30 protein-coding genes are annotated in these 26,711 nt (G+C 68.8%); 10 read left to right on the top strand and 20 right to left on the bottom strand.

Translation table 11 applies throughout. The features are described from left to right. Positions 1-34: 34 nt before the first annotated feature. The 3 genes from mdh to T8T21_RS09450 all read right to left on the bottom strand — a co-directional run bounded on the left by mdh (position 35) and on the right by T8T21_RS09450 (position 2,795). Positions 35-997, bottom strand: coding sequence for a malate dehydrogenase (gene mdh / locus T8T21_RS09460; RefSeq protein ID WP_322335413.1), 963 nt, complete (start codon positions 995-997; stop codon positions 35-37). Between the two features lie 162 nt (positions 998-1,159). Beyond that, positions 1,160-2,413, bottom strand: coding sequence for a PRC-barrel domain-containing protein (locus tag T8T21_RS09455; RefSeq protein WP_322335412.1), 1,254 nt, complete (start codon positions 2,411-2,413; stop codon positions 1,160-1,162). A 151-nt stretch (positions 2,414-2,564) separates the two neighbouring features. Further along, a complete protein-coding gene (locus tag T8T21_RS09450) occupies positions 2,565-2,795 on the bottom strand; it encodes a hypothetical protein (protein ID WP_322335411.1) in 231 nt (76 codons plus the stop codon). A 246-nt stretch (positions 2,796-3,041) separates the two neighbouring features. Between T8T21_RS09450 and T8T21_RS09445 the strand changes: the two genes are divergently transcribed. From T8T21_RS09445 to T8T21_RS09405, 9 genes are all read left to right on the top strand, one after another. Next, positions 3,042-3,869 carry an HpcH/HpaI aldolase/citrate lyase family protein gene (locus T8T21_RS09445; protein WP_322335410.1) on the top strand — a complete coding sequence of 276 codons (828 nt, stop codon included), beginning with the start codon at positions 3,042-3,044 and terminating at the stop codon, positions 3,867-3,869. After that, positions 3,866-4,414, top strand: coding sequence for an NnrU family protein (locus T8T21_RS09440; protein WP_322335409.1), 549 nt, complete (start codon positions 3,866-3,868; stop codon positions 4,412-4,414). The genes T8T21_RS09445 and T8T21_RS09440 overlap by 4 nt, the downstream gene beginning before the upstream one ends. After that, positions 4,411-4,614 carry a DUF1737 domain-containing protein gene (locus T8T21_RS09435; RefSeq protein WP_183473536.1) on the top strand — a complete coding sequence of 68 codons (204 nt, stop codon included), beginning with the start codon at positions 4,411-4,413 and terminating at the stop codon, positions 4,612-4,614. Before T8T21_RS09440 ends, T8T21_RS09435 begins: the two co-directional genes overlap by 4 nt. Before the next feature lie 234 nt (positions 4,615-4,848). After that, positions 4,849-5,232 carry a succinate dehydrogenase, cytochrome b556 subunit gene (gene sdhC, locus T8T21_RS09430; protein WP_183473540.1) on the top strand — a complete coding sequence of 128 codons (384 nt, stop codon included), beginning with the start codon at positions 4,849-4,851 and terminating at the stop codon, positions 5,230-5,232. An 11-nt stretch (positions 5,233-5,243) separates the two neighbouring features. Further along, positions 5,244-5,615 (top strand): succinate dehydrogenase, hydrophobic membrane anchor protein, encoded by a 372-nt coding sequence (sdhD, locus tag T8T21_RS09425; RefSeq protein WP_183473543.1) that lies wholly within the window; start codon positions 5,244-5,246, stop codon positions 5,613-5,615. 13 nt (positions 5,616-5,628) lie between these two features. Beyond that, a complete protein-coding gene (gene sdhA / locus T8T21_RS09420) occupies positions 5,629-7,434 on the top strand; it encodes a succinate dehydrogenase flavoprotein subunit (protein ID WP_183473546.1) in 1,806 nt (601 codons plus the stop codon). Next, entirely contained in the window at positions 7,434-7,718 is a 285-nt protein-coding gene (locus T8T21_RS09415; RefSeq protein ID WP_183473549.1) for a hypothetical protein, read from the top strand. The genes sdhA and T8T21_RS09415 overlap by 1 nt, the downstream gene beginning before the upstream one ends. 64 nt (positions 7,719-7,782) lie before the next feature. After that, entirely contained in the window at positions 7,783-8,562 is a 780-nt protein-coding gene (locus T8T21_RS09410; RefSeq protein WP_183473552.1) for a succinate dehydrogenase iron-sulfur subunit, read from the top strand. After that, the gene (locus T8T21_RS09405; protein WP_322335408.1) at positions 8,559-9,404 is read left to right on the top strand and encodes an urea carboxylase-associated family protein; all 846 of its coding nucleotides are present in this window, start codon (positions 8,559-8,561) and stop codon (positions 9,402-9,404) included. Before T8T21_RS09410 ends, T8T21_RS09405 begins: the two co-directional genes overlap by 4 nt. Here the strand turns inward: T8T21_RS09405 and deoD are convergent. The 3 genes from deoD to T8T21_RS09390 form a co-directional block, all read right to left on the bottom strand. Then, entirely contained in the window at positions 9,401-10,105 is a 705-nt protein-coding gene (gene deoD / locus T8T21_RS09400) for a purine-nucleoside phosphorylase (RefSeq protein ID WP_322335407.1), read from the bottom strand. The two genes, T8T21_RS09405 and deoD, sit on opposite strands and share 4 nt — an antisense overlap. A 58-nt stretch (positions 10,106-10,163) precedes the next feature. Further along, the gene (locus tag T8T21_RS09395; RefSeq protein WP_322335406.1) at positions 10,164-10,484 is read right to left on the bottom strand and encodes an H-NS histone family protein; all 321 of its coding nucleotides are present in this window, start codon (positions 10,482-10,484) and stop codon (positions 10,164-10,166) included. 111 nt (positions 10,485-10,595) lie between these two features. Beyond that, positions 10,596-12,023, bottom strand: coding sequence for a methylmalonyl-CoA mutase family protein (locus T8T21_RS09390; protein WP_322335405.1), 1,428 nt, complete (start codon positions 12,021-12,023; stop codon positions 10,596-10,598). A 277-nt stretch (positions 12,024-12,300) separates the two neighbouring features. Between T8T21_RS09390 and T8T21_RS09385 the strand changes: the two genes are divergently transcribed. Then, entirely contained in the window at positions 12,301-13,707 is a 1,407-nt protein-coding gene (locus T8T21_RS09385; RefSeq protein WP_322335404.1) for a 1-acyl-sn-glycerol-3-phosphate acyltransferase, read from the top strand. Here T8T21_RS09385 and T8T21_RS09380 read toward each other — a convergent pair. The 14 genes from T8T21_RS09380 to T8T21_RS09315 form a co-directional block, all read right to left on the bottom strand. After that, positions 13,682-15,214, bottom strand: coding sequence for an ATP-dependent DNA helicase (locus tag T8T21_RS09380; RefSeq protein ID WP_322335403.1), 1,533 nt, complete (start codon positions 15,212-15,214; stop codon positions 13,682-13,684). The genes T8T21_RS09385 and T8T21_RS09380 overlap by 26 nt on opposite strands. A 51-nt stretch (positions 15,215-15,265) precedes the next feature. Then, positions 15,266-15,472: a hypothetical protein gene (locus T8T21_RS09375; RefSeq protein ID WP_322335402.1), complete on the bottom strand. Its 207-nt coding sequence runs from the start codon at positions 15,470-15,472 to the stop codon at positions 15,266-15,268. 97 nt (positions 15,473-15,569) lie between these two features. After that, positions 15,570-16,322, bottom strand: a complete 753-nt coding sequence (locus tag T8T21_RS09370; protein ID WP_322335401.1) for a TIGR02186 family protein — start codon at positions 16,320-16,322, stop codon at positions 15,570-15,572. Beyond that, complete coding sequence (locus T8T21_RS09365) at positions 16,319-17,236, bottom strand: sulfite exporter TauE/SafE family protein (RefSeq protein WP_183473578.1); 918 nt, start codon at positions 17,234-17,236, stop codon at positions 16,319-16,321. Before T8T21_RS09365 ends, T8T21_RS09370 begins: the two co-directional genes overlap by 4 nt. An 87-nt stretch (positions 17,237-17,323) precedes the next feature. Next, a complete protein-coding gene (locus tag T8T21_RS09360) occupies positions 17,324-18,127 on the bottom strand; it encodes a purine-nucleoside phosphorylase (RefSeq protein ID WP_322335400.1) in 804 nt (267 codons plus the stop codon). Next, complete coding sequence (locus tag T8T21_RS09355) at positions 18,111-19,079, bottom strand: ABC transporter permease (RefSeq protein ID WP_183473584.1); 969 nt, start codon at positions 19,077-19,079, stop codon at positions 18,111-18,113. Before T8T21_RS09355 ends, T8T21_RS09360 begins: the two co-directional genes overlap by 17 nt. A 4-nt stretch (positions 19,080-19,083) precedes the next feature. After that, positions 19,084-20,205 (bottom strand): ABC transporter permease, encoded by a 1,122-nt coding sequence (locus tag T8T21_RS09350; RefSeq protein WP_183473587.1) that lies wholly within the window; start codon positions 20,203-20,205, stop codon positions 19,084-19,086. 1 nt (position 20,206) lies between these two features. After that, positions 20,207-21,808, bottom strand: coding sequence for an ABC transporter ATP-binding protein (locus tag T8T21_RS09345; protein WP_183473590.1), 1,602 nt, complete (start codon positions 21,806-21,808; stop codon positions 20,207-20,209). A gap of 73 nt (positions 21,809-21,881) precedes the next feature. Beyond that, the gene (locus T8T21_RS09340; RefSeq protein ID WP_183473593.1) at positions 21,882-22,877 is read right to left on the bottom strand and encodes a BMP family lipoprotein; all 996 of its coding nucleotides are present in this window, start codon (positions 22,875-22,877) and stop codon (positions 21,882-21,884) included. A gap of 187 nt (positions 22,878-23,064) precedes the next feature. Further along, the gene (locus T8T21_RS09335; protein WP_322335399.1) at positions 23,065-23,481 is read right to left on the bottom strand and encodes a GNAT family N-acetyltransferase; all 417 of its coding nucleotides are present in this window, start codon (positions 23,479-23,481) and stop codon (positions 23,065-23,067) included. Continuing rightward, a complete protein-coding gene (gene tsaB, locus T8T21_RS09330; RefSeq protein WP_322335398.1) occupies positions 23,478-24,056 on the bottom strand; it encodes a tRNA (adenosine(37)-N6)-threonylcarbamoyltransferase complex dimerization subunit type 1 TsaB in 579 nt (192 codons plus the stop codon). Before tsaB ends, T8T21_RS09335 begins: the two co-directional genes overlap by 4 nt. Continuing rightward, entirely contained in the window at positions 24,056-24,625 is a 570-nt protein-coding gene (locus T8T21_RS09325; RefSeq protein ID WP_322335397.1) for a NifU family protein, read from the bottom strand. Before T8T21_RS09325 ends, tsaB begins: the two co-directional genes overlap by 1 nt. Positions 24,626-24,706: 81 nt before the next feature. Beyond that, positions 24,707-25,162, bottom strand: a complete 456-nt coding sequence (locus T8T21_RS09320) for a universal stress protein (RefSeq protein WP_183473605.1) — start codon at positions 25,160-25,162, stop codon at positions 24,707-24,709. Positions 25,163-25,171: 9 nt separating this feature from the next. Continuing rightward, positions 25,172-26,398, bottom strand: coding sequence for a hypothetical protein (locus tag T8T21_RS09315; protein ID WP_322335396.1), 1,227 nt, complete (start codon positions 26,396-26,398; stop codon positions 25,172-25,174). Between the last annotated feature and the right edge of the window lie 313 nt (positions 26,399-26,711).

The raw sequence follows: 26,711 nt of genomic DNA, 5'->3' as shown, positions 1-26,711 counted from the left end.
AGGCGCCCTTTTCCTCGCATTCCTTCGCCTGGGCTCAGGCGAGGCTGGAGTCGATGCCCTTGCAGGCCTCGACGAGGCCCTTCACGGCCTCGACCGACTTGTCGAACATCGCCTGCTCTTCGCGGTTCATCTTGATGTCGATGACCCGCTCGACGCCGCCGGCGCCGATCACCGTCGGCACGCCGACATACATGCCATTCAGGCCGAGCGCGCCATCGACATAGGCGGCGCAGGGCAACACGCGCTTCTGGTCCTTGAGATAGGCTTCGGCCATCTCGATGGCGCTGGTCGCCGGGGCGTAGAAGGCCGAGCCGGTCTTCAGCAGGCCGACGATCTCGGCGCCGCCGTCACGGGTGCGCTGGATGATCGCGTCGAGCTTCTCTTGGGTGGTCCAGCCCATCTGCACCAGGTCGGGCAGGGGGATGCCGCCAACGGTGGAGTAGCGGGCCAGCGGCACCATAGTGTCGCCATGGCCGCCCAGCACGAAGGCGGTGACGTCGCGCATCGAGACGTCGAATTCGAGGCTCAGGAAGTGGCGGAAGCGGGCGCTGTCGAGCACGCCAGCCATGCCGCAGACCTTCTCGTGCGGCAGGCCCGAGAACTCGCGCAGAGCCCAGACCATCGCGTCGAGCGGGTTGGTGATGCAGATCACGAAGGCGTCGGGGGCGTGCTTGGCGATGCCCTCACCCACGGACTTCATGACCTTGAGGTTGATGCCGAGCAGGTCGTCGCGGCTCATGCCGGGCTTGCGCGGCACGCCGGCGGTGACGATGCACACGTCGGCGCCGGCGATGTCGGCATAGTCGTTGGTGCCCTTGAGCACGGCGTCGAAGCCCTCGGCCGGACCGGATTCGGCGATGTCGAGCGCCTTGCCCTGGGGAGTGCCTTCGGCGATGTCGAACAGCACGACATCGCCGAGTTCCTTGATCGCGGCGAGATGGGCGAGCGTGCCGCCGATCTGACCGGCGCCGATGAGGGCGATCTTGGGTCTGGCCATGAATGGCTCCTGTCGAGAAATGGTTTGCGAGGCTTTGCCTAAGCCGCGCGGCACCGCGTTGCAAGGCTGTGGCCTGCCACCGGCCGCCGCTTGCACGATGTTTGCGCAAACGAAAGCGGCCGCCCCGGGGAGGGGCGGCCGCGTAGGGGAGAGGATGGGCCGTTACTGCGCGGGCGCGGTCTCGGTCTCCATCTCGGTTTCCATTTCGGTCTCCATCTCGGTTTCCATCTCCGCCTCGGTCTCCATCTGCTCCTCGGGCGCCTCGTATTTCGGCAGTGCCTTCAGCTCGTCCTCGGTCGCGCTGATGTAGACACGGATGTCGGAGCCGTCTTCGTTGGTCAGAATCTGCAGGTCCTCGAAGTCCACGGCGACCTTCTTCTCGCCGATGCCGAGGAAGCCGCCGACACCGATCACGGCGCGGCTGATCTCACCGGAGTCGGAGGCCACGAGGTCCTCGATCTCGCCGATGTTCTCGTCCTCGACGCCATAGACGGTCGCGCCGGTCAGCTCGTCGGTCGACAGGTCAGAGACGCTGGTGGTGGTGTAGCCTTCGCGCTCGATCTCGGTCATCGCGGTGCCACCGGCAGCGGGAACAGTCTCACCCTCAGCCATTTCTTCCTGAGCGTCGGACATCTCCTCGGCGGCCTCTTCTTGGCCCTCGGCCATGGCTTCGGCGGCGTCTTCGGTGTCACCCTCGGCCATTTCCTCGGCGGCCTCGGCTTCGCCCTCGGCCATCTCCTCGGCGGCCTCTTCCTGCTCGTCCTGGGCCTCGTCGCTCGGCTCGCCATCGAGGACCTGCTCGACATCCTCGGCGGCGTCAGACATCTCGTCCGACACTTCGGCGGTCACGCTGCCCGGCTCGGCACCGGCCTCGGCTTCGACCTCGGTCTCACCTTCGGCCATGGTCGCGGTGGCGGCAGCGGTCGCGGCGGCACTGGTCTGCTCGACCATGCCCGGCTCGGCGGCCTCGTCATCGGTCATCGCGCCTTCGACCTTCGCGCGCTCGAAAGCGGGGGCGGCCTCGAGGGCTTCCTGCGACGAGTTCACCACGAGGAAACGCTCGCCGTTCTCGTCGTCATAGGTGCGGACCTGATCCATGGTGATGGCGACGTCCTTCTCGCCGATCCCGAGGAAGCCGCCGACACCGATGATCACCGCCTGGACACTGCCGTCCTCGGAGATGATCAGGTCGTTGATCTCGCCGATATCGTCCCATTCCTGCTCTTCGAAGTTGATCATGTCGCCATTCTCACCGAGCTCCTGCTCGGAGGAATAGATGCGCATGCCCATCAGGTTGGACGCGTAGAAGTCATCGGCCGAGACCTCATAGGCACCGGTCGCCATGGCATGGGATTCGGCGTAGGCGGCGGAGCCCATGACGAGCGCCGTCGCGGCAGTGGTAAGAAGTAGTTTCATCTTTCCAGACCTTTGTCCTGAGGCGCAGCCCGGCGCCCGAATGGGACGACGGCGGCCAATATCTGGCAGAAGAACCCGCGTAGTTCGGCTGGGTTGCATGCTTTGGCAAATATTTCTTCCATCCCGACCATCGGGCGGAATCCTGCGCAGATCAGGCACTTCGGACAGCCATCGACCGCTGATCAGTTGGCCGGATCGCCCGGGGCGGCGGCGGGTCGAGCCACTCGAAGACATGCCCTGTCGCGATCAGGCAGCTGGGTCCGCCGGGGCGGGTCAGCAGCAAGGTCCAGCTGCCGGTTTCGTCGGAGGCGAAGATCTCCATCACCCGCCGGGCACCATCGGGCACGAGGGCCTGCCGGCGCTCCCCGAAACGCTCTGCCACCTCCGCGACGATCCGGTCATGCGGGGCGCAGCGCGGTGCGGCGGGGGCGGGCAGCGCCCATGCGCAAAGAGGGGCAGGGCCGCGAGCAGGAAGTTGGCGGGGGTCATGGCGATCTCCATCGATAGGGCGGGCCTGATCCATGCAGTCTCCCCGCACCCGCCGAAGATGGTGTTAACGATGCCACCGTTGCGCCGCGCGACCGGGCGCGGCAGGCTGAGGCGAACTTCAGGCCGACCAAGGACCGAAATGCCGTTTCGCTCGATGCTCTACGTTCCCGCCTCAAACGCCCGCGCGATGCGCAAGGCGGTCGATCTCGACTGCGATGCGCTGATCCTCGACCTCGAGGACGCCGTCGCACCCGCCGCCAAGGCCGCGGCCCGGGCGGCGTTGGCCGGGCGGGACGAGGCAGGCCCGACCGCCTTGGTGCGGATCAACGGGCTCGACACCCCTTGGGGCGACGCGGATCTGGCGGCGGTGCAAGACATCGCCTGCGCCGGGGTGGTGGTGCCCAAGGTCGGATCGCCCGCCGATCTCGACGCGGTTGCGGCGCGCGTCGACCGCTCGCTCTGGGCGATGATCGAGACACCGGCCGGCGTTCTCGCCGCCGCCGAGATCTGCGCGCATCCGCGGCTCGAAGGGGTGGTGATGGGCACCAACGATCTCGCGCGTGCGCTGCGCGCGCGCGACCGGCCCGATCGCATGCCGCTCATGGCGGCGCTGCAGACGACGCTGCTGGCGGCGCGTGCCGCCGGTGTTCGGGCGATCGACGGCGTGTGCAACGCGCTCGACGACCCCGAACGGATGCGCGCCGAATGCACGCAGGGGCGCGACATGGGCTTCGACGGCAAGAGCCTGATCCATCCGGCGCAGATTGCCGCCGCCAATGCGGCCTTCGCCCCCGATGCCGTCGAGATCGACCGCGCGCGGCGCCGGATCGCCGCCTATCAGGCAGCGCAGGATGAGGGGCAGGGCGTGGCCGTAGTCGATGGCGAGATCGTCGAGGCGCTGCATGTCGCCACCGCGCGCGAGACGCTGGCGCTCGCCGAGGCGGTCGCGGCGAAGGAGGGGCGATGATCCAGGTGCTTGCCGGTCTGGCCCTGTGGAGCGGGGCCCATGCCCTGCCCCGGGTCGCGCCGGGACTGCATGCGCGGCTGGGCCGGGCCGCGCGCGGCGTGGTGGCGGTGATGGTGGTGCTGGGGCTGATGATCCGAGGCTATGGCGCGCAGGATGCCGCGCCGCGCTTTGCGCCGGCGCCATGGGCGTGGCACCTCAACAATCTGATGGTGCTGGTCGCGGTCTATCTCTTCGCCGCGTCCGGCATGAAGACTCGCGCCGCCGCGTGGCTGCGCCATCCGCAGCTCCTCGCGGTCGCGCTGTGGGGCGGGGCGCATCTTCTGGTCAACACGCATTGGGCAGCGGGTCTGCTCTTCGGCGGCTTGGCGATCTGGGCGGTGGCCGAAATGGCGCTGCTCGACGCCCGGGCCCAGATTGCCGTGGCGTCAGCACCCGCCCCGGTCGGGCGCGAGGCCGCGGCACTCCTCGGCGCGGGGGCGGTTTTCATCCTCATCGCGCTGGTGCATGGCTGGATCGGACCCAACCCTTTCGGAGCGATGTCATGAAGATCTACCGCTTTCTCACCGGCGACGACAATTCGGCCTTCTGTCACAAGGTGACCGAGGCGCTGTCCAAGGGTTGGGCGCTCTATGGCGAGCCGACCTATGCCTATGACGCCGCCAATGGCGTGATGCGCTGCGGGCAAGCCGTCACCAAGGAGGCGGATGTCGAATATTCCTCCGATCTCCGGCTCGGCCAGCTCTGAGCCGAACCGCTCAAGCCGGTCCGCGGTCGCCAGCGCAGCGGACCGACCGTTACCGCTATCGCTGTGATCACGGCGCCGAGGGCTGTGATCACGCTTGGCGGAATCCTGCCCGTTGCGGCGATTTTTCCACGGTTTCAGGCACCGTGGCGGGTGACAGCCCGGCCAAAATCGCTAGGGATGATGCCAGCCGGGGCCGCCCATGGGCAGGCCCCCACGCCAGATAAGGACGACGCCATGGCCGACGTGAACCGGGGCAACCGCCCGCTTTCGCCGCATATCTCCATCTATCGCTGGCACATCCCGATGCTGACCTCGATCCTGACGCGGATCACCGGCAACGCGCTGATCGTGACGGCGCTGCTGGTGGTCTGGTGGTTCGCGGCCGCCGCGGCCGGCCCCGAGAGCTTTGCCGTGGCCGATGGCTTCCTGCGCAGCTGGTTCGGCGATCTGGTGATGTTCTTCTCGGTGCTCGGTCTGTGGTACCACACGCTGGCGGGCATCCGGCACCTGATCTGGGACGAGGTTAAGATGCTCGAGATCGACAAGGCCGAGCTGCTCGGCCAGATCATCCTGATCGTCTCGGTTCTGCTCACCATCTTCACCGTCGTCGTTCTCTGAGGGGCATCGATATGGCTTACCTGACCGACCGCAAGCGCGCGCATGGCCTCGGCGCCTCGCATTCCGGCACCCGCCAGCATTGGCGCATGAGCATGTCCTCGGTGGCGCTGGCGATCCTGATCCCGCTCTTCGTCTTCACCTTCGGCGCGGTGCTCGGCGGCACCTACGAAGAGGTGGTGATCTACTACCAGCGCCCGATCCCTGCGGCGATCGCCGTGCTGACCTTCATCGTCGGCTTCTGGCACTTCCGCGCCGGCGCGCAGATCATGATCGAGGATTACAGCCGCGGCTTCACCCGCAAGGCGCTGATCGTCGGCGTGACCTGTCTCTCCTATGCCCTGGCCGCGATCGGCGTTCTCGCCCTGATCCGCCTCGCCCTCTGACCGGAGCCCCCTCATGGCAGCCTACGAATACGAAACGCACGAATACGACGTGGTGGTGGTCGGCGCCGGCGGCGCGGGCCTGCGCGCCACGCTCGGCATGGCCGAGCAGGGTCTGCGCACCGCCTGCATCTCCAAGGTCTTCCCGACCCGCTCGCACACCGTCGCGGCGCAGGGCGGCATCGCCGCCTCGCTTGGCAACATGGGCCCCGACAGCTGGCAGTGGCACATGTACGACACGGTGAAGGGCTCCGACTGGCTCGGCGACACCGACGCCATGGAGTATCTCGCCCGCGAGGCGCCTAAGGCGGTCTACGAACTCGAGCATTACGGCGTGCCGTTCTCGCGCACCGAAGAGGGCAAGATCTACCAGCGCCCCTTCGGCGGCCACACCACCGAGTATGGCGAAGGCCCGCCGGTGCAGCGCACCTGTGCCGCCGCGGACCGGACCGGCCACGCGATCCTGCACACGCTCTACGGCCAGTCGCTCAAGCAGAAGGCCGAGTTCTACATCGAGTACTTCGCCATCGACCTGCTGATGGATGATGACGGCACCTGCCGCGGCGTCCTGGCGTGGAAGCTCGACGACGGCACCATGCACGTCTTTGCCGCCAAGACAGTCGTCCTGGCGACCGGCGGCTATGGCCGCGCCTATTTCTCCGCGACCTCCGCCCACACCTGCACCGGCGACGGCGGCGGCATGGTGGCGCGTGCGGGCCTGCCGCTGCAGGACATGGAATTCGTGCAGTTCCACCCGACCGGCATCTACGGCGCGGGCTGCCTGATCACCGAAGGCGCGCGCGGCGAGGGTGGCTACCTCACCAACTCCGAGGGCGAGCGCTTCATGGAGCGCTACGCACCGACCTACAAGGATCTCGCCTCGCGCGACGTGGTCTCGCGCTGCATGACCATGGAGATCCGCGAGGGCCGCGGCGTCGGCAAGGATGGCGATCACATCCACCTGCACCTCAACCACCTGCCGCCCGAGACCCTGGCCGAGCGTCTGCCCGGCATCTCGGAATCGGCGCGGATCTTCGCGGGTGTCGACCTGACGAAAGAGCCGATCCCGGTGCTGCCGACCGTGCATTACAACATGGGCGGCATCCCGACGAACTACTGGGGCGAGGTGCTCAACCCGACGGCCGAGAACCCCGACGCGGTGACGCCGGGCCTGATGGCGGTGGGCGAGGCGGGCTGTGCCAGCGTGCACGGTGCCAACCGTCTCGGCTCCAACTCGCTGATCGACCTCGTGGTCTTCGGCCGCGCCGCGGCGATCCGCGCGCGCGAAGTCGTCGACCCCGCGACCGCGGTGAAGGCTCCGGCCAAGGCGGCGATCGAGAAGGCTTTCGATCGTTTCGACGGCCTGCGCCATGCCAAGGGCGGCGTCCCCACCGCCGAGCTGCGGCTCGAGATGCAGCGCAACATGCAGGCCGACGCGGCGGTGTTCCGCACCGACAAGACGCTCGCGGAAGGCATGAAGAAGATGCAGGACACGGCGGCCAAGATGGATGACATCCACGTCACCGACCGCAGCCTGGTGTGGAACTCCGACCTGATGGAGACGCTGGAGCTGGCCAACCTGATGCCCAACGCGCTGGCCACCATCACCGCCGCCGAGGCGCGCAAGGAAAGCCGGGGCGCGCATGCGCATGAGGACTATCCCGACCGCGACGACGAGAACTGGCGCAAGCACTCCCTTGCCTGGATCGAGGGCAACACGGCGCGGCTCGATTACCGCCCGGTGCATCTCGATCCGCTGACCAAGGCGGAGGAGGGCGGCATCGACCTCAAGAAGATCGCGCCCAAGGCGCGGGTCTACTGATGCGCGCCGCGCTTCTCGCGCTGCCGCTTCTCGCGGCCGCCTGCACGCAGACCCCGCTGTCGCCGCTCGACGCGGCACGGGTCTGCGAGCAGCGGGCGCGGCAGGCGCAAGGGCCCTCTGGCAGCGTCAGCGTCGGGGCGAACTCGCGCAGCGGGCTTTCGACCGGGATCTCGATCGGCGTCACCGACGACTACCTGCGCGGTCGCGATCCCTACGAGGTCTACGAGGACTGCGTGGTCGCGCGTAGCGGCCAGCCGCCGGTCCGCCCGCCCCGGCTCAGATGATCCAGATCCATGCGACGACGACCGGGGGCCTGCCCCCCGGCGCTTTCCCCAAGGAGACCTGACCATGGTCCAGCTCACCCTTCCGAAGAACAGCCGCATCACCCACGGCAAGACCTGGCCCAAGCCCGAAGGCGCGACCAACCTGCGCAAGGTCCAGATCTATCGCTGGAACCCCGATGACGGGAAGAACCCGCGCGTCGACACCTATTTCGTCGACGTCGACAGCTGCGGTCCGATGATTCTCGACGCGCTGATCAAGATTAAATCCGAGATTGACCCGACGCTGACCTTCCGCCGCTCCTGCCGGGAAGGGATCTGCGGCTCCTGCGCGATGAACATCGACGGGCGCAACACGCTGGCCTGCACCTACGGGCTCGACGAGGTCGAGGGCGACATCAAGATCTACCCGCTGCCGCACATGCCGGTGGTTAAGGACCTGATCCCCGACCTGACGCATTTCTATGCCCAGCATGCCTCGATCAAGCCGTGGCTCGAGACCGAGACCAACACCCCGGCCAAGGAATGGCGCCAGTCGATCGAGGATCGCAAGAAGCTCGACGGGCTCTACGAGTGCATCATGTGCGCCTCCTGCTCGACGGCCTGCCCCTCCTACTGGTGGAACGGCGACCGCTATCTCGGGCCGGCCGCTCTGCTGCACGCCTATCGCTGGATCGTCGACAGCCGTGACGAGGCGACCGGCGAGCGGCTCGACGATCTCGAGGACGAGTTCAAGCTCTACCGCTGCCACACCATCATGAACTGCGCCAAGACCTGCCCCAAGGGGCTCAACCCGGCCAAGGCGATCCAGTCGATCAAGCACATGATGGTCGAGCGCGCCGTATGACGCAGCCGCCGCCCGACGCCGACGCGCGCCGGGCGGCGCGCCCGGTTCTCGTCTACCCCGACGGGAGCCTGCCCCCGCCACCGATGGAGCTCTATGCCCGCGCCGCCGCCTCGGCGCACCTGGAGGCGGAAGTGATCGTGCCGCCGCGCGATGCGGCGGCGATCGAGGTCCCGGCCGGCTCGATCCTGCGGCTCGGCTGCCCCGAGGGGCCGCAGGTCGGCGACCTCAACCTCTTTGCCCGCGACGATCTCACCGAGCGCTTCTTCTCCGGCAAGACCCGGGCCCTGCACGGCACCCATGTGAGCACCGGCGACCGGCTCTGGTCGTGCTTTCCCCATCTGCGTCCGATGGCCACGATCATCGCCGACAGCCTGTCATGGTACGGCATCGACGCCGACGGGGCCTCGGTGCATGACGTGATCGGCACGCGCTGCGACCCCTACACGCACCACCTGCTTTCGAGCGGGGATTACGATCGCTGCTGCCATTCCAACCTCACCCGGGCGCTGGCGGCGCATCGGGGGCTATCGCTGGCCGAGGCCGAGCCGCATGTGCATGACGTGCTCAACCTCTTCATGTGCACCGGCTTCACCCGCGACACCGGCCGCTATTTCATGAAGGCGAGCCCGGTGCGGGCCGGGGACCATCTCGATCTCTTCGCGGAGATCGACCTGCTGGCTGTGATGAGCGCCTGCCCGGGCGGCGATTGCGGCGCCGGGCATTCGAGCGACCAGGCCGCCTGCCATCCGCTGTCGATGGCGGTGCTGCGCCCGGCCCCCGGTAGCCTAGGCGATTGGACAAGCCCGCCGCGCAACGGCTATGCGGGCGGGCACGGGATTTAGGCGAAGGCCGCTTCCAGCGCGATTTCGACCATCTCGCCGAAGCTCTGCTCGCGCTCTATGGCGGGTAGTTCCTCGCCGGTGACGAGGTGGTCCGACACGGTCAGCACCGCCAACGCCCGGCGCCCATGCCGTGCGGCGAGGGTGTAGAGCTCGGCCGCTTCCATTTCCACCGCGAGGATGCCGTGTCGCACCATCTGTTCGTGCAGGTCGGGTCGCTCGTCGTAGAATGTATCCGAAGAATAGATGCCGCCGACATGCAGTCGCGTTCCGCGTGCATTTGCCGAGTCATGCGCGGCGCGCAATAAGCCCCAATCGGCATGGGGTGCGTAATGAATTTCGCGCAGCATTGCGCGTGACGGGTTTCCGACGCTTGACGCGGTCATCGCGAGCACCACGTCGCGCAGGCCGATATCCTTCTGCATCGCCCCGCAGGAGCCGATGCGGATAAGGGTTTGCGCGTCATATTCGCGGATCAGTTCATTGGCGTAGATCGAGAGCGACGGCATGCCCATGCCGGACCCCTGAATTGTTACCGGATGGCCGCGCCAGCTGCCGGTGAACCCCAGCATGCCGCGCACCTCGTTGATGCAGCGCGGTGTGTCGAGGAATTTCTCCGCGGCCCATTTCGCTCGCAGCGGATCGCCCGGCATCAGAACGGTCGGGGCGATATCGCCCGGGGCTGCGCCGATATGCGTGCTCATTGCGCGAACTCCGCCATGGTCGTGGAAAGGGCCGGCGATCACGCCGGCCCCTGTCTAATCAGATCTCGAAATCCGAGAGCGGCCGCCCGGCGGCCTCTGCTTCGTTGATCCAGCGCGGCTTGCGGCCACGGCCGGACCAGGTCTGGTTCGGATCCTCGGGATTGCGATATTTCGCAGGGGTCTTGGCTTTGGTCTTGCGGCCTTTCGAGGCTGCTTCAGCCAATTCGGCCAGCGAGAAGCCATGTTCCGCAGCCGCGCGTTCGGCAGCTTCGAGCGCGGCTTTTCTTTCGCGTTGCGACACGGTGGACAGCGCCTCGTCGATATCCCGGCGAAGCTTTTCCAGCTCCTTGCGGGACATTTCGTGCAGGTCTTGTGCCATGATCTCTCTTTCCATTCGATAATCGACAGGTTTCTAAGGATCCAATGTAATGGATAACCGTCAATTACGAGATATCTAAAAGAATAGATTAAGCGCAACGATTGTTTTTCGTCACGTCACCAAATTCACAATTTCTTGCAAGAAATCGCCGTTGGCGAAGCTGCGCGCTCGCTTCAAGGGCAGCCCGGCTGCTTCAAGCGCCTTTTCGAGCGGTGCGTCAAGCTGAAATTCAATCAGACCGAGCGCCGGCATGGCGCCGAAACCGGCACGGCGCAATTCGGCAAGGGTTTCGATGGCCATTTGCGCCGATTGTGGACTGGGCAGGGACAGCAGCAGTGCCTGGGGGCGATCGTCGAGCACCGCCGCGACGATATCGGAGGGCAATCGACGTGGTCCGGTATCGCGCAGCTCGATCCCACGGTTACGGGCTTCGGCGGGGGAGGGCAGGGCGCGCGGCAGCCTCGCGTCGAGCCCGGGGCGGGCCAGTAGGAACGTGACGCCCGAAGGCGGCGCGGGTTCGGGTTTTGCCGCGGTGCCGGGCAGTGCCCCTGCCATGACCGTTCCCCATTCGCCCGTGGTCACCCCCGCCTTGGCGCAGGCCACCGAGGGGCCCATGACGTTGATGCCGCGCTTGGCGGCCTCGCGCAGCGCCAGCAGCGATTTCTGCACCGCGTTGCCGTCACGCTGCCGTCGCCAGGCGAGCAGCGCTGCCGCGCGATCGGGCTCGGAAAGCGGTGGGGCGGTATCGGCCGGGCGAGAAGGATCAGTTTCCGGCCAGGGCAGCTCCTCGGCCTCGGCCCGCAGCAGCGCGGCCCGCAGTTGAGCTGCTGCGTCGGGGTCGGGCGGGGCAATTTCCGAGGCGCCGTGCCGGTACTGGATAAGGTCGGGCCGGGCCGCGAAGCCGGGGCCGTGCCGCTCGGCGACCAGCTCCTGCCAGAGCGTCGTCAGAACCGCCCCCCAGCCGCGGGCCGCTTCGTCGTCGGCCGGCATCACGATGTCGATCCCGCAGGCGGCGGCGCGCAGGTGCTCGGGCTTCTCGCGCCGCGCCGTGGCGGCGAGGAGCGCAAGGCCGGAGCGAAGCGTCAGCGCCATCCCTTCGGGGCTGAGCGCGGGCATGCGCAGCCGGGCGCCGCGCAGGCCGGGCAGGCGTCGTCCGGCCCAGCACAGCGCATCCGCCCCGAGCCCGAGCGCCGCCCGGTCGGACCAGGCCGGGGCGGCGGCGGCGTGGCGCAGCGCCAACGGGTCGTGGAGCAGGGCCCCCTGGGGGGGCGCGACGCCGCGCCGTTCGGCCAGTGCCGCCACCAGGGCCAGGTGCCAAGGACCGGCCGCGCCGCCATCAAGCTCCAGCACGTCCGGCAGCCGGTCGGGCCAGAGCGCCTCGAGATCGCCAAGATGACCCAGCGCGGGCCCCTCCACCCCGACCAGCCCTGTGGCCAGCGGGTGATCTGAATCGAAGCCCGCCCGGCTCGGCAGGTCGGGCCGCAAGGTGGCGGGGGCAGCCCCCGGCGTCCGGGGCGTCTTGGAGCGGTGAAGGGTCATGGCCTCGTCCGGTTCGCGGGGGCGGCGGGCCGGCCGGGCCTCAGCGGCCCGCGGCGCGCGCCGCACGGGATAGTACGCCGCGTTCTGCGGAGGCCCGTATGATGGGCCGTCGCGGGCCGAGCGTCCAGACCGCGGCACCTCGTAAGGGTCCAAGGCTTCACCGGTCGAGCGGACAGCGTGTTCTGCGCGCATCGCTTTGCGCTGCGGATGCCTGCCCGAGGGCCGATCAGGCCGCCCGGCGCTACCGCAGCGACGACGATTGCGGCAGGGTCGGCCCATGTTCCGTCCCGTCGAGATCCCACTTTGGTTGCTGGTGCTGATCCTGCTCTTCGCGGCGGTCACATTCGCATCGCATTTCCTGTTTCCCTCGGTGCGCTGGTTCTTCCGCAAGCGGATGGAGCGGGCCGTGGCCCGCCTCAACACCCGGCTCGCGCGGCCGATCGAGCCGTTCAAGCTGGCCCGCCGCCACGACATGATCCAGCGGCTGATCTACGACCCGCTGGTGGCGCAAGCGGTGGTCGAGCACGCCAAGAGCCACGGGGTGCCCGAGAACGTCGCTTTCGAACTCGCCGGGGATTACGCCCGCGAGATCGTGCCTTCCTTTTCGGCGACCGCCTATTTCACCTTCGGAACCCGCGCGGCGCAGTGGCTCAGCCGGGCGCTCTACCGGATCCGGCTGGGGGCGTTCGACCGTAGCGCCATCGACGCGATCGACCCCGACGCGGCGGTGGTCTTCGTGATGAACCATCGCTCCAACATGGATTACGTGCTGGTGACTTGGCTGGCGGCGCGGACCTCCGCGCTGTCCTATGCCGTGGGCGAATGGGCACGGATCTGGCCGCTGACGCCGCTGATCCGGATGATGGGCGCCTATTTCATCCGCAGGCGCGATCGCGGCGCACTCTATCGCCGGGTGCTGCAGCGCTACGTGCAGATGGCGACCGCGGGCGGCGTGACGCAGGCGATCTTTCCCGAGGGCGGGTTGAGCCTCGATGGACGGCTCGCCTCGGCCAAGACCGGGCTCTTGGGGCATATCGTCGAGGATTTCGGCAGCCACCCTCGCGACGTGATCTTCGTGCCGGTGGCGCTCAATTACGACCGGGTGCTTGAGGACCGGGTGCTGATCGGGGCGGCGCGGGCGGGCAATCGCCGCTTCCGGGTGCCGCCCTCACGTCTGGTGCGTGTGGTGCTGGGGCACCTGCTGCGCCAGTTGACAGGACGGTTCAAAGGTTTCGGCACGGCCTCGGTCGGGTTCGGCCGGCCCGTGTCGCTCGCGGAGTTCCTGGGGGATCGGCAGCCGACGCCGCAGGATACCGCCCGGCTGGCGCGCGAGATGATGGCCCGGATCGAGGCGGTGATGCCGGTGTTGCCGGTCCCGCTCGTGGCGGGAATCTTGCTCGACGCCGCACCGCTGCCGCCGGGCCGGATCGAGATCCGGGTGGCGGCACGGCTGGCCATGCTGCAGGCGCGCGGCATCGCCCTGCCGCGCCGCGACGCCGCACGGGTCACCGCCGATGCGCTCGAATTGCTCGGGCAGCGCGGGCTGCTGGTCGAGGAGGCAGGCGGTTTGCGTCCGGCGCCGGGCGCCGAGACGGTGCTCGGCTTCTACGCCGCCTCGATCGCGCATCATTTCGAGCCGACGGCGTTGGCCGGTCCGGTCAGCCAGCCGCCTGAGGGGCGCTGAGCTCGAAGGGGGCCGCGGGCGCGACGAGATCATCGGTCCTCAGCGGCTCGGAGGGCTTGGCCAGCATCGAGCGCACCACCCAGCGCAGCTCGCGCTCGGCGCGGGTGATCGCCACATAGGCCAGCCGCTTCCACAAGGGCTGGCCGGCTTCGACCCGGCCCATCCGCGCCGCGATCTCGATGTCGGGGGCGAAGACCTGCACAGTGTCCCACTGCGAGCCCTGGGCCTTGTGGATGGTGACGGCGGCGCCGTGCAGGAAGGTCGCGCCCATGCGTGCGGCATAAGGAATGAAGGGCTCGGCATCGCCCTCCTGCTCGATCCGCACGATCGAGGCGGCGGAAAGCTGCGGCTCGGGCGCGCCCATCACGTGCAGCCGGGAGAAGCCCGGCTTGCGGCCGGGGCCCATATAGATCACCTGCGCGCCCTTGATCAGACCGCGCGCCTCGAGGTCGAGCCGTTTCTTGCGATGCTTCAAGGGCAGCTCGATGCCGTCGCAGATCAGCGGCTCTCCCGGCAGCAGGTCGCCCTCGGGCGCGCCATGCGCGGCGCGGAAGGCGTGGATCAGCCGGATCCGCGTGGCGTTGCGCCAGACCAGCACCGGGGAGCGGGCCATCAGGTCCGATTCCACACGCGGCGCGAAGACCACCCTCTCGTCGCGCTCGGACGCCTCGCGCACCATCCGCTCGAAGGCGTAGAAATCCACCTGCGGATCGGCCAGTGCGTGGGCGAGATCGAGGATCGGGTTGTCCGCGTCCTGCCGGTGGATGCGGTGCAGCACGTGCTTGTCGGCATCCTTCATGGTGTCGAACACCATGCCGCCCGAGGACTGGACCGGCGGGAGCTGCGCCGGGTCGCCGAACAGCACCAGCGTCGGGAAGATCTCCTTGAGATCCTCGACCTGCTTCTCATCGAGCATCGAGCTTTCGTCGATGAAGCCGAGGTCGAGCGGCTCCTCGCGGCGCTTCCAGCCGGTGATGAAGTCCGAGCCCCTGAGACCGGCCGCTGCCAATGCCGCGGGGACCGAGCCATGGGTGGCGAAGGCGCCCGCCGCGCGGTCGAGCGCCTCGTCGGTGAGCGCCTCGATGTTCGGGCGCTCGCCTTCGCCGGCCAGCCATTCGGCGATCTTCTCGTATTCCGGATCGTAGACCGGGGTGTAGAGGATGCGGTGGATCGTCGTCGCCGGCACGCCGCGATTGCGCAGCACGCTCGCCGCCTTGTTGGTCGGGGCGAGGATCGCCAGCGTGCGGCGGTCCTTCTTGCGACGGCCCTCCCAGTCGCCCGAGACGATGTCGACCCCTGCCTCCTTGAGCCGCCGGGTGAGCTCGGCCAGCAGCAGCGTCTTGCCGGAGCCTGCCTTGCCGATCACGGCGATGGCGTGGCGCGCTTCGGAGGCCGGCGCCGACAGAAGCTCGTCGTCGAGATCGATGCCGCTCAGGCGCAGGACCTGAGTCACGGCATCCCAGGCCTCGGCCTGGTCGGAGGAGAACGTCACGGCGGGAAGCGTCATGGGCGCGACCCTACCCGTGCCGCGAGCCGGGGGCCAGAGGCGCCGTGGCGGTCAGTCCCTGTGCCCGGCCGGGCGGTTGGGCGGGAGGCGGGCGGGATGCCGGGGCCGGTCGCCCCGGTCGGGCGGGGCGCGGTGCGCCAGCTCCTGCGTGGCATGACCTGCCGCCTCGGACAGCCGATGCGCCAGCCCGGGCAGGCCGTTGCGGATCGCATAGGTCTCGAGATCGTTCAGCACGTCGAACATCCAGCGATGTGACATCGGTTCTCCTTGCGCCTGCGCCGGTGGACCCCCGGGCGCGAGGTTAGCATGGGCGGGGCAGCGGCGGGGAGGCGGGGAATAGCCGGAATTTTACCGGTCAGCGGCGCCAGCCGGCAAAGGCCAGCGACGCGGCCCAGCCGGCCAGCACCGCCAGCGCCAGCGCCATCAGCCCGTAGAGCGCCGCCTGCTGCTGCGCGAAATTGTAGAGCCAGCGCTCGATGCCGACCTTCTGCACGCCGATCACCGTCTCGTAGCGGTCGACCACCGCGCCGCCCCGGGTCAGGAAGATCCGCGTCGTGTAGTTGCCCTCGACCAAGTCGGCGGGCAGCGTCAGCGCGGTGCGGAACAGCGTCTCCCGCTCGAGGTCGACCGCCCCTTCCTCGTAGCGGTAGAGGCCCTCCGCGCCGCGAATCCGCAGCAGCGCGGCGACGTAGTCGCCCGCGCCCGAGACGCGGTTGCCGACGGCGCGGATGGCGCGCGGGATCGACACGGCGTGGCGCAGATCTTCGGTGGCGGTCAGGATCTCCTCCAGCGGGCCGGTGGTCGCCACGGCGTAGAAGGAGGGCGCGGCGTCGACCTCGAAGACCTCGGTGTTGACCCAGATGCCGGCCCGGCGCTCCTTGCGGCGCACCGTGGCCGGGGCGAGCGGACCGGAAACGGTGACGATCACCTCGAGCGGCGGCGCTTCGGGTGGTGGCGCCTCGCGCCGGACCGCGCCGAAGATCAGGATGTCGGAGCCGTCGAATGTGGCGGTGATCGCCACTTGGTCCTGGCTCAGCCCGAGCACGATCTCCTCGGCCCGGGCGGGCAGGGCGAGCGCGACCAGTAGGAGCGCGAGACGCAGGATCATGCCGGGCGCACCGTTTCGACGACGTAGAGCTCCGACGGCCTCAGCACGAGGCCGAGCGCGAGCTGCCCGCAGACCGCCAGCACCAGGAGCGCCAGCAGGATGCGCAGTTGCTCGGCCTTCATCCGCGCGCCGATCCGGGTGCCGAGCTGCGCGCCGATCACGCCCCCGGCGATCAGCAGCAGCGCCAGCGCGATGTCGACGGTCTGGTTGGTGACGGCATGCAGCATGGTGGTGAAGGCGGTGACGAAGATGATCTGGAACAGCGAGGTGCCGATCACGACCTTGGTGGGCATGCCGAGGAGATAGATCATCGCCGGCACCATCACGAAGCCGCCGCCCACCCCCATGATCGCGGCCAGCACGCCGACCGACAGCCCGACCATCAGCGGCGGGATGGCCGAGATGTAGAGCCCGGAGACCCGGAACTTCATCTTCAAGGGCAGCGCGTGCGCCCAGTAGTGCTTACGGCGTTTCGGCCGGGCGCCGGGGCGGCGCGCCCGCAGGAGCGCGTTCACGCTTTCGATGAACATCATCGCGCCGACGGTGCCGAGAAACAGCACGTAGCTCAGCTCCACCAACAGATCGACCTGGCCGCGCGCCTTGAGCCAGTTGAACACCATGATGCCCAGGCCCGAGCCGATCAGCCCGCCGGCCAGCAGCACCGAGCCCATGGCGATGTCGACGGTGCGCCGCCTGAGATGGCCGAGCAATGCCGAGAAGGAGGAAGCGACGATCTGGTTGGTCGAGGTGGCCACCGCTACGGCGGGCGGGATGCCTGCGAGGAACAGAAGCGGCGTAATCAGGAAGCCGCCGCCCACTCCGAACATGCCGGACAACACCCCGACCAGCCCGCCCAGGCCGAGGATCAGCAGAATGTCGACCGAAACCTCGGCGATGGGAAGATAGAGCTGCATGCGGGCTCCCGGCGGATGGGCCCGATTAACGCAAGCCCGGCCGGGATTTCCAAGCCCCCGGCCGGAGAAACTGTTCCGTGGCGGTGTTTATTCCGCGTCGCGCAGCATTCGCCGCAACACCTGCTCGAGCTTGGCCGCGCCGAGGGGGGCCATCGCCTTGGTGTGCTCGTGGCCGATCTTCTCGTCGGACATGCCGGCCGCCATGTTGGTGATCGCCGAGATCGCCAGCGCCCGCATCCCGAGAAAGCGGGCGAGGATCACCTCCGGCACGGTCGACATGCCGACCGCGTCGGCCCCCAGCGTGCGGATCGCGCGGATCTCGGCCGGGGTTTCGAAGGAGGGGCCGGAATACCAGGCGTAGACGCCTTCATGCATCTCGACGCCCTCGGCCTCGGCGGCCGCGCGCAGGCGGTCGCGCAGGGCAGGGTCATGCGCGTCGCCCATCGGCACGAAGCGCCGGTCGGTCGTCTCGCCGATCAGCGGGTTGAGGCCGGAGAAGTTGATGTGGTCAGATAGCGCCATGATCGAGCCGGTCGGCATCTCGGCGCGCAGCGAGCCGGCCGCGTTGGTCAGGATCACCGCCTCGGCGCCGAGCTCCTTGAGCACCTCGAGCGGCAGCCGCATCTCGTTCGGGTTGCCGCGCTCGTAATAGTGGGCGCGGCCGCCGAAGACGGCGACCCGCTGGCCTTCGAGGTTGCCCACCGCGAGGACCGGATTGTGGCCCGAGACGCCCGCATGGGGAAACCCGGCGAGCTGGTCATAGGGGATCGTCACGCCGTCCACGGCGCCCGCGATATGGCCGAGGCCGGAGCCGAGGATCAGGCCGTATTTGACGGGCTCGGCCCCGGCCTGGGCCTTGATCAGGCCCGCAAGTTCAACGCTCTTTGACATAGGGTTCGCCTCCGGCGCGGGGCGGGATCGCGCGGCCGACGAAGCCCGCGAGGATCACCACCGTGAGAATGTAGGGAAGGGCGTCCAACAGCTGCACGCCGACCTCGAAGCCGATCGTGCTCTCGATCACGTCGGGGCGCAGCGCGAGCGCCTGCAGGAAGCCGAACAGCAGGCAGGCGCCGAGCGCGTACCACGGCCGCCACTTGGCGAAGATCAGCGCCGCCAGCGCGATGTAGCCGCGCCCCGCGGTCATGTCCTTGACGAAGCCCGCCTGCAGGCCGGTCGAGAGATAGGCGCCCGCGAGGCCGGTGAGCAGGCCGCAGATCGCCACGGCGGCGAAGCGCAGACCCACGACCGAGACGCCGGCGGTGTCGACCGCAGCGGGATTCTCGCCCACCGCGCGCAGCCGCAGGCCGAAGCGGGTTCGGAACAGCACCCACCAGGTCAGCGGCACCGCCAGCAGCGCCACGTAGACCAGAAGCGTGTGGCCCGAGATCAGCTCGGCATAGATCGGCCCGAGGATGGGGATGTCGCGCAATTCGGCCGCGAGCGGCAGGGTGATCGTTTCGAAACGGGCATTGCCCGACAGCTGCGGCGTGCGGCCGCCCTGGCCGAACCAGCTCTGGGCGATCACCACCGTCAGGCCGGCGGCGAGGAAGTTGATCGCCACGCCCGAGATCAGCTGGTTGCCGCGGAAGGTGATCGAGGCGAGGCCGTGGATGCCCGAGAGCAACAGCGCCGCGCCGATCCCCGCCGCGGCGCCGATCAGCACCGAGCCGGTGGCGGCGGCGACGGCGGCCGAGAGGAAGGCCGAGGCCAGCATCTTGCCCTCGAGGCCGATGTCGAAGATGCCCGCGCGCTCGGAGAACAGGCCCGCGAGACAGGCCAGAAGCAGCGGCGTAGCCAGCCGGATGGTGGTGTCGAGCACCTGCAGAAGGGTCAGGAAATCCATGGGCTCACTCCGCCGGTTCGGTCTTGCGGGCGGGCTTCGGCGCGGGCCGCAGCCTCAGGAACATCGCCTCCAGCGGCATGCGGACCATGTTGTCGAGCGCGCCGGTGAAGAGGATCACGAGGGCCTGGATCACCACGATCAGCTCGCGCGGGATCGAGGTCCACAGCGCCAGTTCCGCGCCGCCCTGATAGAGGAAGCCGAACAGGAGCGCCGCGAGCAGCACGCCGAAGGGGTGGCTACGCCCCATCAGCGCCACGGCGATGCCGATGAAGCCCGCCCCCTCGACCGCGTTCAGGACCAGTCGCTCGGCCTCGCCCATCACGTTGTTGATCGCCATCATCCCCGCGAGACCGCCCGACATCAGCATGGTCACGACGATGATCCGGGTAGGCGAGATGCCCGCGTATTTCGCCGCCGATTCCGACTGGCCGAAGGCGCGGATCTCGTAGCCCAGCCGGGTGCGCCAGATCAGCGCCCAGACCGCGACGCAGGCGAGAAGCGCCACGAAGAAGGATACGTTGACCGGCGCGCCGCGGAACAGCGCCGTCTCGGCGGTCGAGAACATGTCTTGGAAGGTCGGCAGGTGGGTCGCTTCGGGGAAGCGGCCCGTCGCGGGCTCCATCGAGCCCGAGGGCTTGAGCGCGCCGATTAGCAGGTAGTTCAGCAGCGCCGCGGCGATGAAGTTGAACATGATCGTGGTGATCACGATGTGGCTGCCGCGCTTGGCCTGCAGCCAGGCCGGGATGAAGGCCCAGGCCGCGCCGAAGAGCGCGGCGCCCACCGCGCCGCCGAGGATCGCCAGCGTCCAGTGCGGCCAGGGAATGTAGAGCGCGACCAATGCCACGCCCAGGCCCCCCAGCATCGCCTGGCCTTCGCCGCCGATGTTGAACAGCCGCGCATGGATGGCGATCGCCACGGCGAGGCCGGTGAAGATGAAGTTGGTCGCGTAGTAGAGCGTGTAGCCCCAGGCATAGGTCGAGCCCATCGAGCCATCGACCATCAGCTTGAGCGCGGCCCAGGGGTTCTCGCCGATGGCGAGGATGACGAGGGCGGAGAGCAGGGCGGCGAGCAGCAGGCTGATCAGCGGGATCAGCACCACGTCGGCCCATTGCGGCATACGTTGCATTTCAGGCCTCCTTGGCGGCGCTGGCGCGCTTGCGGGCGAGGTTGGCCTCGATCTCGGCCTCGCTGTGCGGCTTGTCGGTGTCGGTGATGCCGGCCATCAGCAGGCCGAGCTCACGCTCGTCGGTCTCGGATGGCACGCGCTCGCCCATGATCTGGCCGTCGAACATCACCGCGATGCGGTCGGAGAGCGACATGATCTCGTCGAGTTCGACCGAGACCAGCAGCACAGCCTTGCCCATGTCCCTGAGCGCCACGATCTGCTGGTGGATGAATTCGATCGCGCCGATGTCGACGCCGCGCGTCGGCTGGCCGATCAGCAGCAGGTCCGGGTTGCGCTCGATCTCGCGCGCCACGACGATCTTCTGCTGGTTGCCGCCCGAGAAGTTCTTGGCGGCGAGGTTGGGGTTCGGGGGGCGCACGTCGAAGCGCTCCATCTTCGCGGCGGCGTCGGCCTTGATGGCCGCGTTGTCCATGAAGATGCCTTTGTTGAATTCCGGCTTGTCGTGATAGCCGAAGGCCACGTTCTCCCACGCGGCGAAATCGAGGATCAGGCCCTCGTGGTGCCGGTCCTCCGGCACGTGGGCGATGCCGCGCGCGCGGCGGGTGCGAGCGTCCGACTTGCGGCCGGTGAGGTCGATCTCCTCGCCGTTGAGACGGATCCGGCCCTCGGCCTTGCGGTAGCCGCCCAGCACCTCGAGGAGCTCGGACTGGCCGTTTCCGGCGACCCCGGCGAGGCCGAGGATCTCGCCGGCGCGGATCTCCAGACCGATGCCGCGAAGCCGCTCGACGCCCTTGCTGTCGATCACCCGCAGGTTCTCGACCTCGAGGATCGTCTTGCCGGGCGTGGCGGGGGCCTTCTCGACCTGCAGCAGCACCTTGCGCCCGACCATCAGCTCGGCCAGCTCGGGCGGCGAGGTTTCGGCGGTCTTGACGGTGGCGGTCATCTCGCCGCGGCGCATCACGCTCACCGTGTCGGTGATCTCCATGATCTCCCGCAGCTTGTGGGTGATCAGGATGATCGTCTTGCCCTGGTCGCGCAGCCCCTTGAGGATGCGGAACAGGTGGTCGGCCTCGGCCGGGGTCAGCACGCCCGTGGGCTCGTCGAGGATCAGGATGTCGGCCTGCCGGTAGAGCGCCTTCAGAATCTCGACCCGCTGCTGCATGCCGACGCCGATATCCTCGATCTTCGCGTCAGGATCGATGTTGAGCTCGTACTCGGCGGCCAGCGCCTTGAGCTCGCGCCGTGCCTTGGCGAGCGAGGGGCGCAGCAAGGCGCCGTCCTCGGCGCCCAGCACCACGTTCTCGAGCACGGAGAAGTTCTGCACCAGCTTGAAGTGCTGGAACACCATGCCGATGCCGGCGCGGATCGCGGCCTGGCTGTCGGGGATTTCGGTGTGCTTGCCGTTAATGAAGATCTCGCCGGCATCGGCCTTGTAGAAGCCATAGAGGATCGACATCAGCGTCGACTTGCCGGCGCCGTTCTCGCCGATGATGCCGTGGATCGTGCCCGGCATCACCCGGATCGAGATATCCTTGTTGGCTTGCACCGGTCCGAAGGCCTTGGAGATGCCCTTGAGCTCGATCGCGGGGGTCTGGTCGGTCATGCGGTTCGGTCCTTCGGAGCGAAACGGGGCCGCGCATCGCGGCGCGGCCCCTTCTTTCCTGCCTGTGAGGCGATCAGAAATCGAGCGAGGGGCAGCCTTCGTCGCTCATGTAGTCGTGCACTTCGATCTCGCCCGAGGCGATCTTGGCCTTGGCGTCCTCGACGGCGGCGGTCATCTCTTCGGTGACGAGCGCTTCGTTGTGCTCGTCCACGGCGATGCCGACGCCCTCGTTGTCGACGCCCATCACGTAGAAGCCGGTCTCGATGTTCTCACCCGCCTGGAAGGCGTCGTAGACGGCGTTGTCGACGCGCTTGACCATCGAGGTCAGCACCGAGCCGGGCTGCAGGTAGTTCTGGTTGCTGTCGACGCCGATCGACAGCTTGCCCTCGTCGGCAGCGGTCTGCAGCACGCCGATCCCGGTGCCACCGGCGGCCGCGTAGACCACGTCGGCGCCCTGGGAGATCTGCGCCTTGGTCAGCTCGGAGCCCTTGACCGGGTCGTTCCAGGCCGCCGGGGTCGTGCCGGTCATGTTCGACAGCACGGTGATGTCGGGGTTCACCGCCTTGGCGCCCTGGGCATAGCCGCAGGCGAACTTGCGGATCAGCGGGATGTCCATGCCGCCGATGAAGCCGATCGTGCCGCTCTCGGAGGCCATGGCCGCCATCTGGCCGACGAGGTAGGAGCCCTCGTGCTCGTTGAACACGACCGAGCGGACGTTGGGCTGATCGACCACGCCGTCGATGATCACGAAGTTGGTCTCCGGGTAGTCGCCGGCGATCTCTTCGAGCGGGGTCATGAAGGAGAAGCCCACCGTGACGATCGGGTTGTTGCCGGCTTCGGCGAAGCGGCGCAGCGCCTGCTCGCGCTGGGCGTCGGACTGCAGCTCGACCTCGGCATAGGAGTTGCCGGTCTCCTCGGCCCAACGGGTCGCACCGTTATGGGCGCTCTCGTTGAACGACTTGTCGAACTTGCCGCCGAGATCGAAGATCAGCGCCGGATCGGCCAGCGCGGCGCCAGCGGAAAGGGCGAGCGCGGCGGTCGCGCCGAGGAATTTCGCGAGATGGGTCATTCATAGCTCCCTGTCAGGTCTGGCGCCGCCCGGAGGGCATGCGCCGTGCCGGTCATGCGCCGGCTCATGGCAGGATAAGGCAATGCGCGACCCTTTGGGGTCAACTGATTTTTCCCTGATTTGCGCCAAGTCACCGGGCGTTTCGGGCCGTTCCGCCCACGCGGAGGGCGACTGACGCAAGGGTAGTCTATCGCAATGGGCGGCGCAGGATCAGCGCGGCCGCGGGCGCCTGCCCAGGCCGGGGATAATAGCCCGGGCGTCGCCCGGCGCGCACATAGCCTGCCGCTTCGTAAAGCGCGCGCGCCGCCGCGTTGTCCTCGGCGACTTCGAGGAAGGCGGTCGTGGCCCCCGCGGCATGGGCGACGGCATGGAACGCGGCGAGGGCGGTGCGCGCCCGGCCCTTGCGGCGGTGATCGGGATGGGCGGCGAGCGTCAGGATCTCCGCCTCGTCGAGCGTCACGCGGCCCAGCACGAAGGCGGTCGTATCCCCGGTGAAGATCGCGCCCGGCGCGGCGAGCAGTGCTGCGAACTCGGTCGCGCTCCAGCCGCGCTCGGCCGGGAAGGCCGCCGCGTAGGTGTCGGCCAGCGCCTGAGGGTCGCTCATTCGATCAGCAGCGGCGCGGGATCGCGCGGCGGGGCCGCGTCGGCAGGGCGGACATAGAGCGGGGCGGGGCGCGGCTGCGGTGTGCCGGCACGCTCGCATGCAAGCTGGGCTATGGCCCGCACCAGCGTCTCGGCATCGGGCGCGTGCAGAACTTCTCCCACCTCCGCGGCCGGGGCAAGGCGGGGCGGCTCGGCGCCGGTCTCGGTCAGATGCTGAAGCCAGAGGTGATCGCGCGGGGCGGGCAGGGCGACGGTCACCGGGCGCGGGTGGCCCAGAGCTGCGGCCTCGAAGCCCGAGACGCCGATTGCCGGGACGCCCAGCCCCAGCGCCAGCCCACGCGTCGCCGAAACGCCGATCCTGAGACCGGTGAAGTTGCCCGGACCGGTGCCGACGCCGATCGCCGCGAGGTCGCGCCAGCCGAAGCCCTCGGCCGCGAGCAATTCCTCGAGCAGCGGCATCAGCCGCTCGGCCTGGCCCTTGGCCATCGGCTCGACCCGGATTGCGACCCGGTCCCCCAGAAGCAGCGCGGCCGCGCAATGCGCGGCCGACGTGTCGATCGCCAGAAGCGGGGTCATCAGGCCGCGACGGGCCGGACCTCGACCACCTCGGGGATGTAGTGCCGCAGCAGGTTCTCGATGCCCATCTTGAGCGTCAGGGTCGAGGAGGGGCAGCCGGCGCAGGCGCCCTGCATATGCAGGTAGACGATGCCGCGGTCGAAGCCGTGGAAAGTGATGTCGCCGCCATCCTGGGCCACGGCCGGACGAACGCGGGTGTCGAGCAGTTCCTTGATCTGTTCGACGATGGCGCCGTCTTCGCCGGTATGCTCGGCATGACCGCCCGAAGCGCTGTTCGAAGTGCCGTCATCGATCGCCGGGGCGCCGGACTGGAAATGCTCCATCACCGCGCCCAGCACGGCGGGCTTGATGTGGTCCCATTCGACGGCTTCGGTCTTGGTCACGGTGACGAAGTCCGAGCCGAGGAACACGCCTGCCACGCCGCCGGTCGCGAAGATGCGCTTGGCCAGCGGGCTCGACTGCGCGGCTTCCTCAGAGGGGAAATCGGCGGTGCCCATCTCGAGAACGGTCTGCCCCGGCAGGAACTTGAGCGTCGCGGGGTTCGGCGTGGATTCGGTCTGGATGAACATCGCGGCCACCTTTCGTTGCAGGCCCCCGATATGCGCTTCCGGACCCGCGAAGTCAATGTTTGGAACGATTCTAAATCGCGCTCAGGTGATCGCCTCGAGCCGCTCCTTGGAAATGTCGCCCGGCACGATGGTGATCGGCACCGGCAGCGAGCCTGCCTCGCGGGTGAGCTGGGTGACCAGGGGGCCCGGCCCCTTGCGGTCCGAGCCCGCGCCCAGCACCAGCACGCCGATCTCCGCATCCTCGCGGATCTGGGCGAGGATCTCGGGCACGGTGTCGCCTTCGCGGATCACGAGTGTGGGATGGACGTTCTGGCGGTCGCGCATCCACTTGGCGAACACTTCGAAATGCACCTCGATCCGCTCGCGGGCCTCGGCGCGCATGATCTCGCCCACCCCGACCCAATGATTGAACTCGTCCGGAGAGATCACCGACAGGATGGTGACGCCGCCGCCTGTCTTGCCGGCGCGCATCGCCGCGAAGCGCATCGCGTTGAGGCATTCGCGGCTGTCGTCGAGGATCACAAGGAACTTGCGCATGAATTCTCCCTATTCGGCCGGAGTGTGGCCGAGGCCGGGGTGCATGGCAACGGGGCGGCGCAGCGGCGGATCGGGGCGCAGCCGGGGCGCGGGCCGGGTCAGCGGCGGCTCTGGCCGGATCGCGGCAGCCTGCGCGGCGCGGCGCGGGCGCGGTGCCTCACCGGTGGCGCGCTGGCGCACCGGTACGCGCAGCAGCGCGAGGATCATCCGCCCGATCCGCTCGCCGAGTAGTAGGAGAACCTGTCCCGCCAGCAGCCATGCCAGTGCCGCCGCGCCGATGGCGATATCCGACAGCCGCACCAGCGCCCGGAAGGCCCGGCCCTTGCCGAGGATCTCGAGCGTGGCGCGCGTGTCGGGACCGGCGACCTCCGACAGCCTTGCAAGCCGGCGCGCATCGTCGGCGTCGTCGACATGGCGCAGCATCAGCACCGCATCGGTGAGCGAGCTGTTGGCCGCGATCCGGCCCAGATCCGACGCCAGATCGCCGATCCGCGCCACCCGCGCCCCGTCCGCCACCTCATCGAGCCGGGCCCGGCCCAGCGCCAGGTCGTCGACCCGGTCGAGCCGCAGCCCGATATCGGCCATGCCGCGCAGCTCCTCGCCGAAGCGGCCCGTCACCGTTCCCAGCCGCCGCGCCAGCCGCAGCGCGGTCGCGCCCGCCTTGACCGTGACGCTGGTCCCGCCCGACGCGAGCACGAGCCCGGTCGCGCCGAGGCCGACCCCGGCCAGCGCCACCTCGATGCGGTCGACCTCCTCGCCGCGCAGCGCGGTCTGCGCCGCGCGGCGCAGCGCGTTCAGATCGCCCAGAGGCGTCATCTCGACCGTCACGCCGCACATCGCCAGGAGCGCCACGCGCGGGCAGGCGGTGATGTCGGCGGCGCAGACCGCGCAGTCGCGCGCCGCCGCGAGAGCCCCGGTCTCCTGCGCCTCGAGCGCCTGCATCCGCCCCAGCAGCGCGGGCGAGGGGGCGATACCGTGCCGGCCGCCCACCGCAGAGACCATGCGCATCGCGTCGAGATCCTCGGCCAGAAGCGCGCGGTCCATCTCGGCCATGTACCATTCGGGGGTAACTTCGCGCGCCAGCGCGGCCCGCAACTCGAGCGCCACCGCTTCGGTGCTGCGCTGGAGATAGGGCGTGGCGAAGGGATTCTGCGTCAGCAGCAGGACCAGCGCCAAGGCGCTGAGCACCGGAGGGACCAGCGCGAGCAGGCGGTCGAGGATACGCCAGGGCCGCATCAGCCGCCCGTGCCCCGTACACCGCGCCGTTGAAGAGCGCTCGCCTTCCGCGCGCCTGCCATGGTCATGATCCTCCGCTCTGCGGGCAGGCTAGGCAGGCGGCCAGCAGGGGTCCAGAGATGCCGCGCCGCCAGCCGAGATCCTTCCCGGCGGCGTTGCGCTCACGCCGCGCAAAAGCGCTTGACCGAGGGGGAGAGGGCCATGTCTCCGGCTGGCCTTCCTTGTGCCTGGGCAGCCCCGACCATAGGTGCCGTACGACTCCTTCCGACGGCCACAGGATTCGTACGGCACCGACGCAACATGTCTGGGCCTC

Source organism: Limimaricola variabilis (genome assembly GCF_034371605.1).
GTDB lineage: Bacteria > Pseudomonadota > Alphaproteobacteria > Rhodobacterales > Rhodobacteraceae > Limimaricola > Limimaricola variabilis.
The sequence above is the reverse complement of the archived record's forward strand: the minus strand, read 5'-3'. Positions and strand labels throughout refer to the sequence as shown.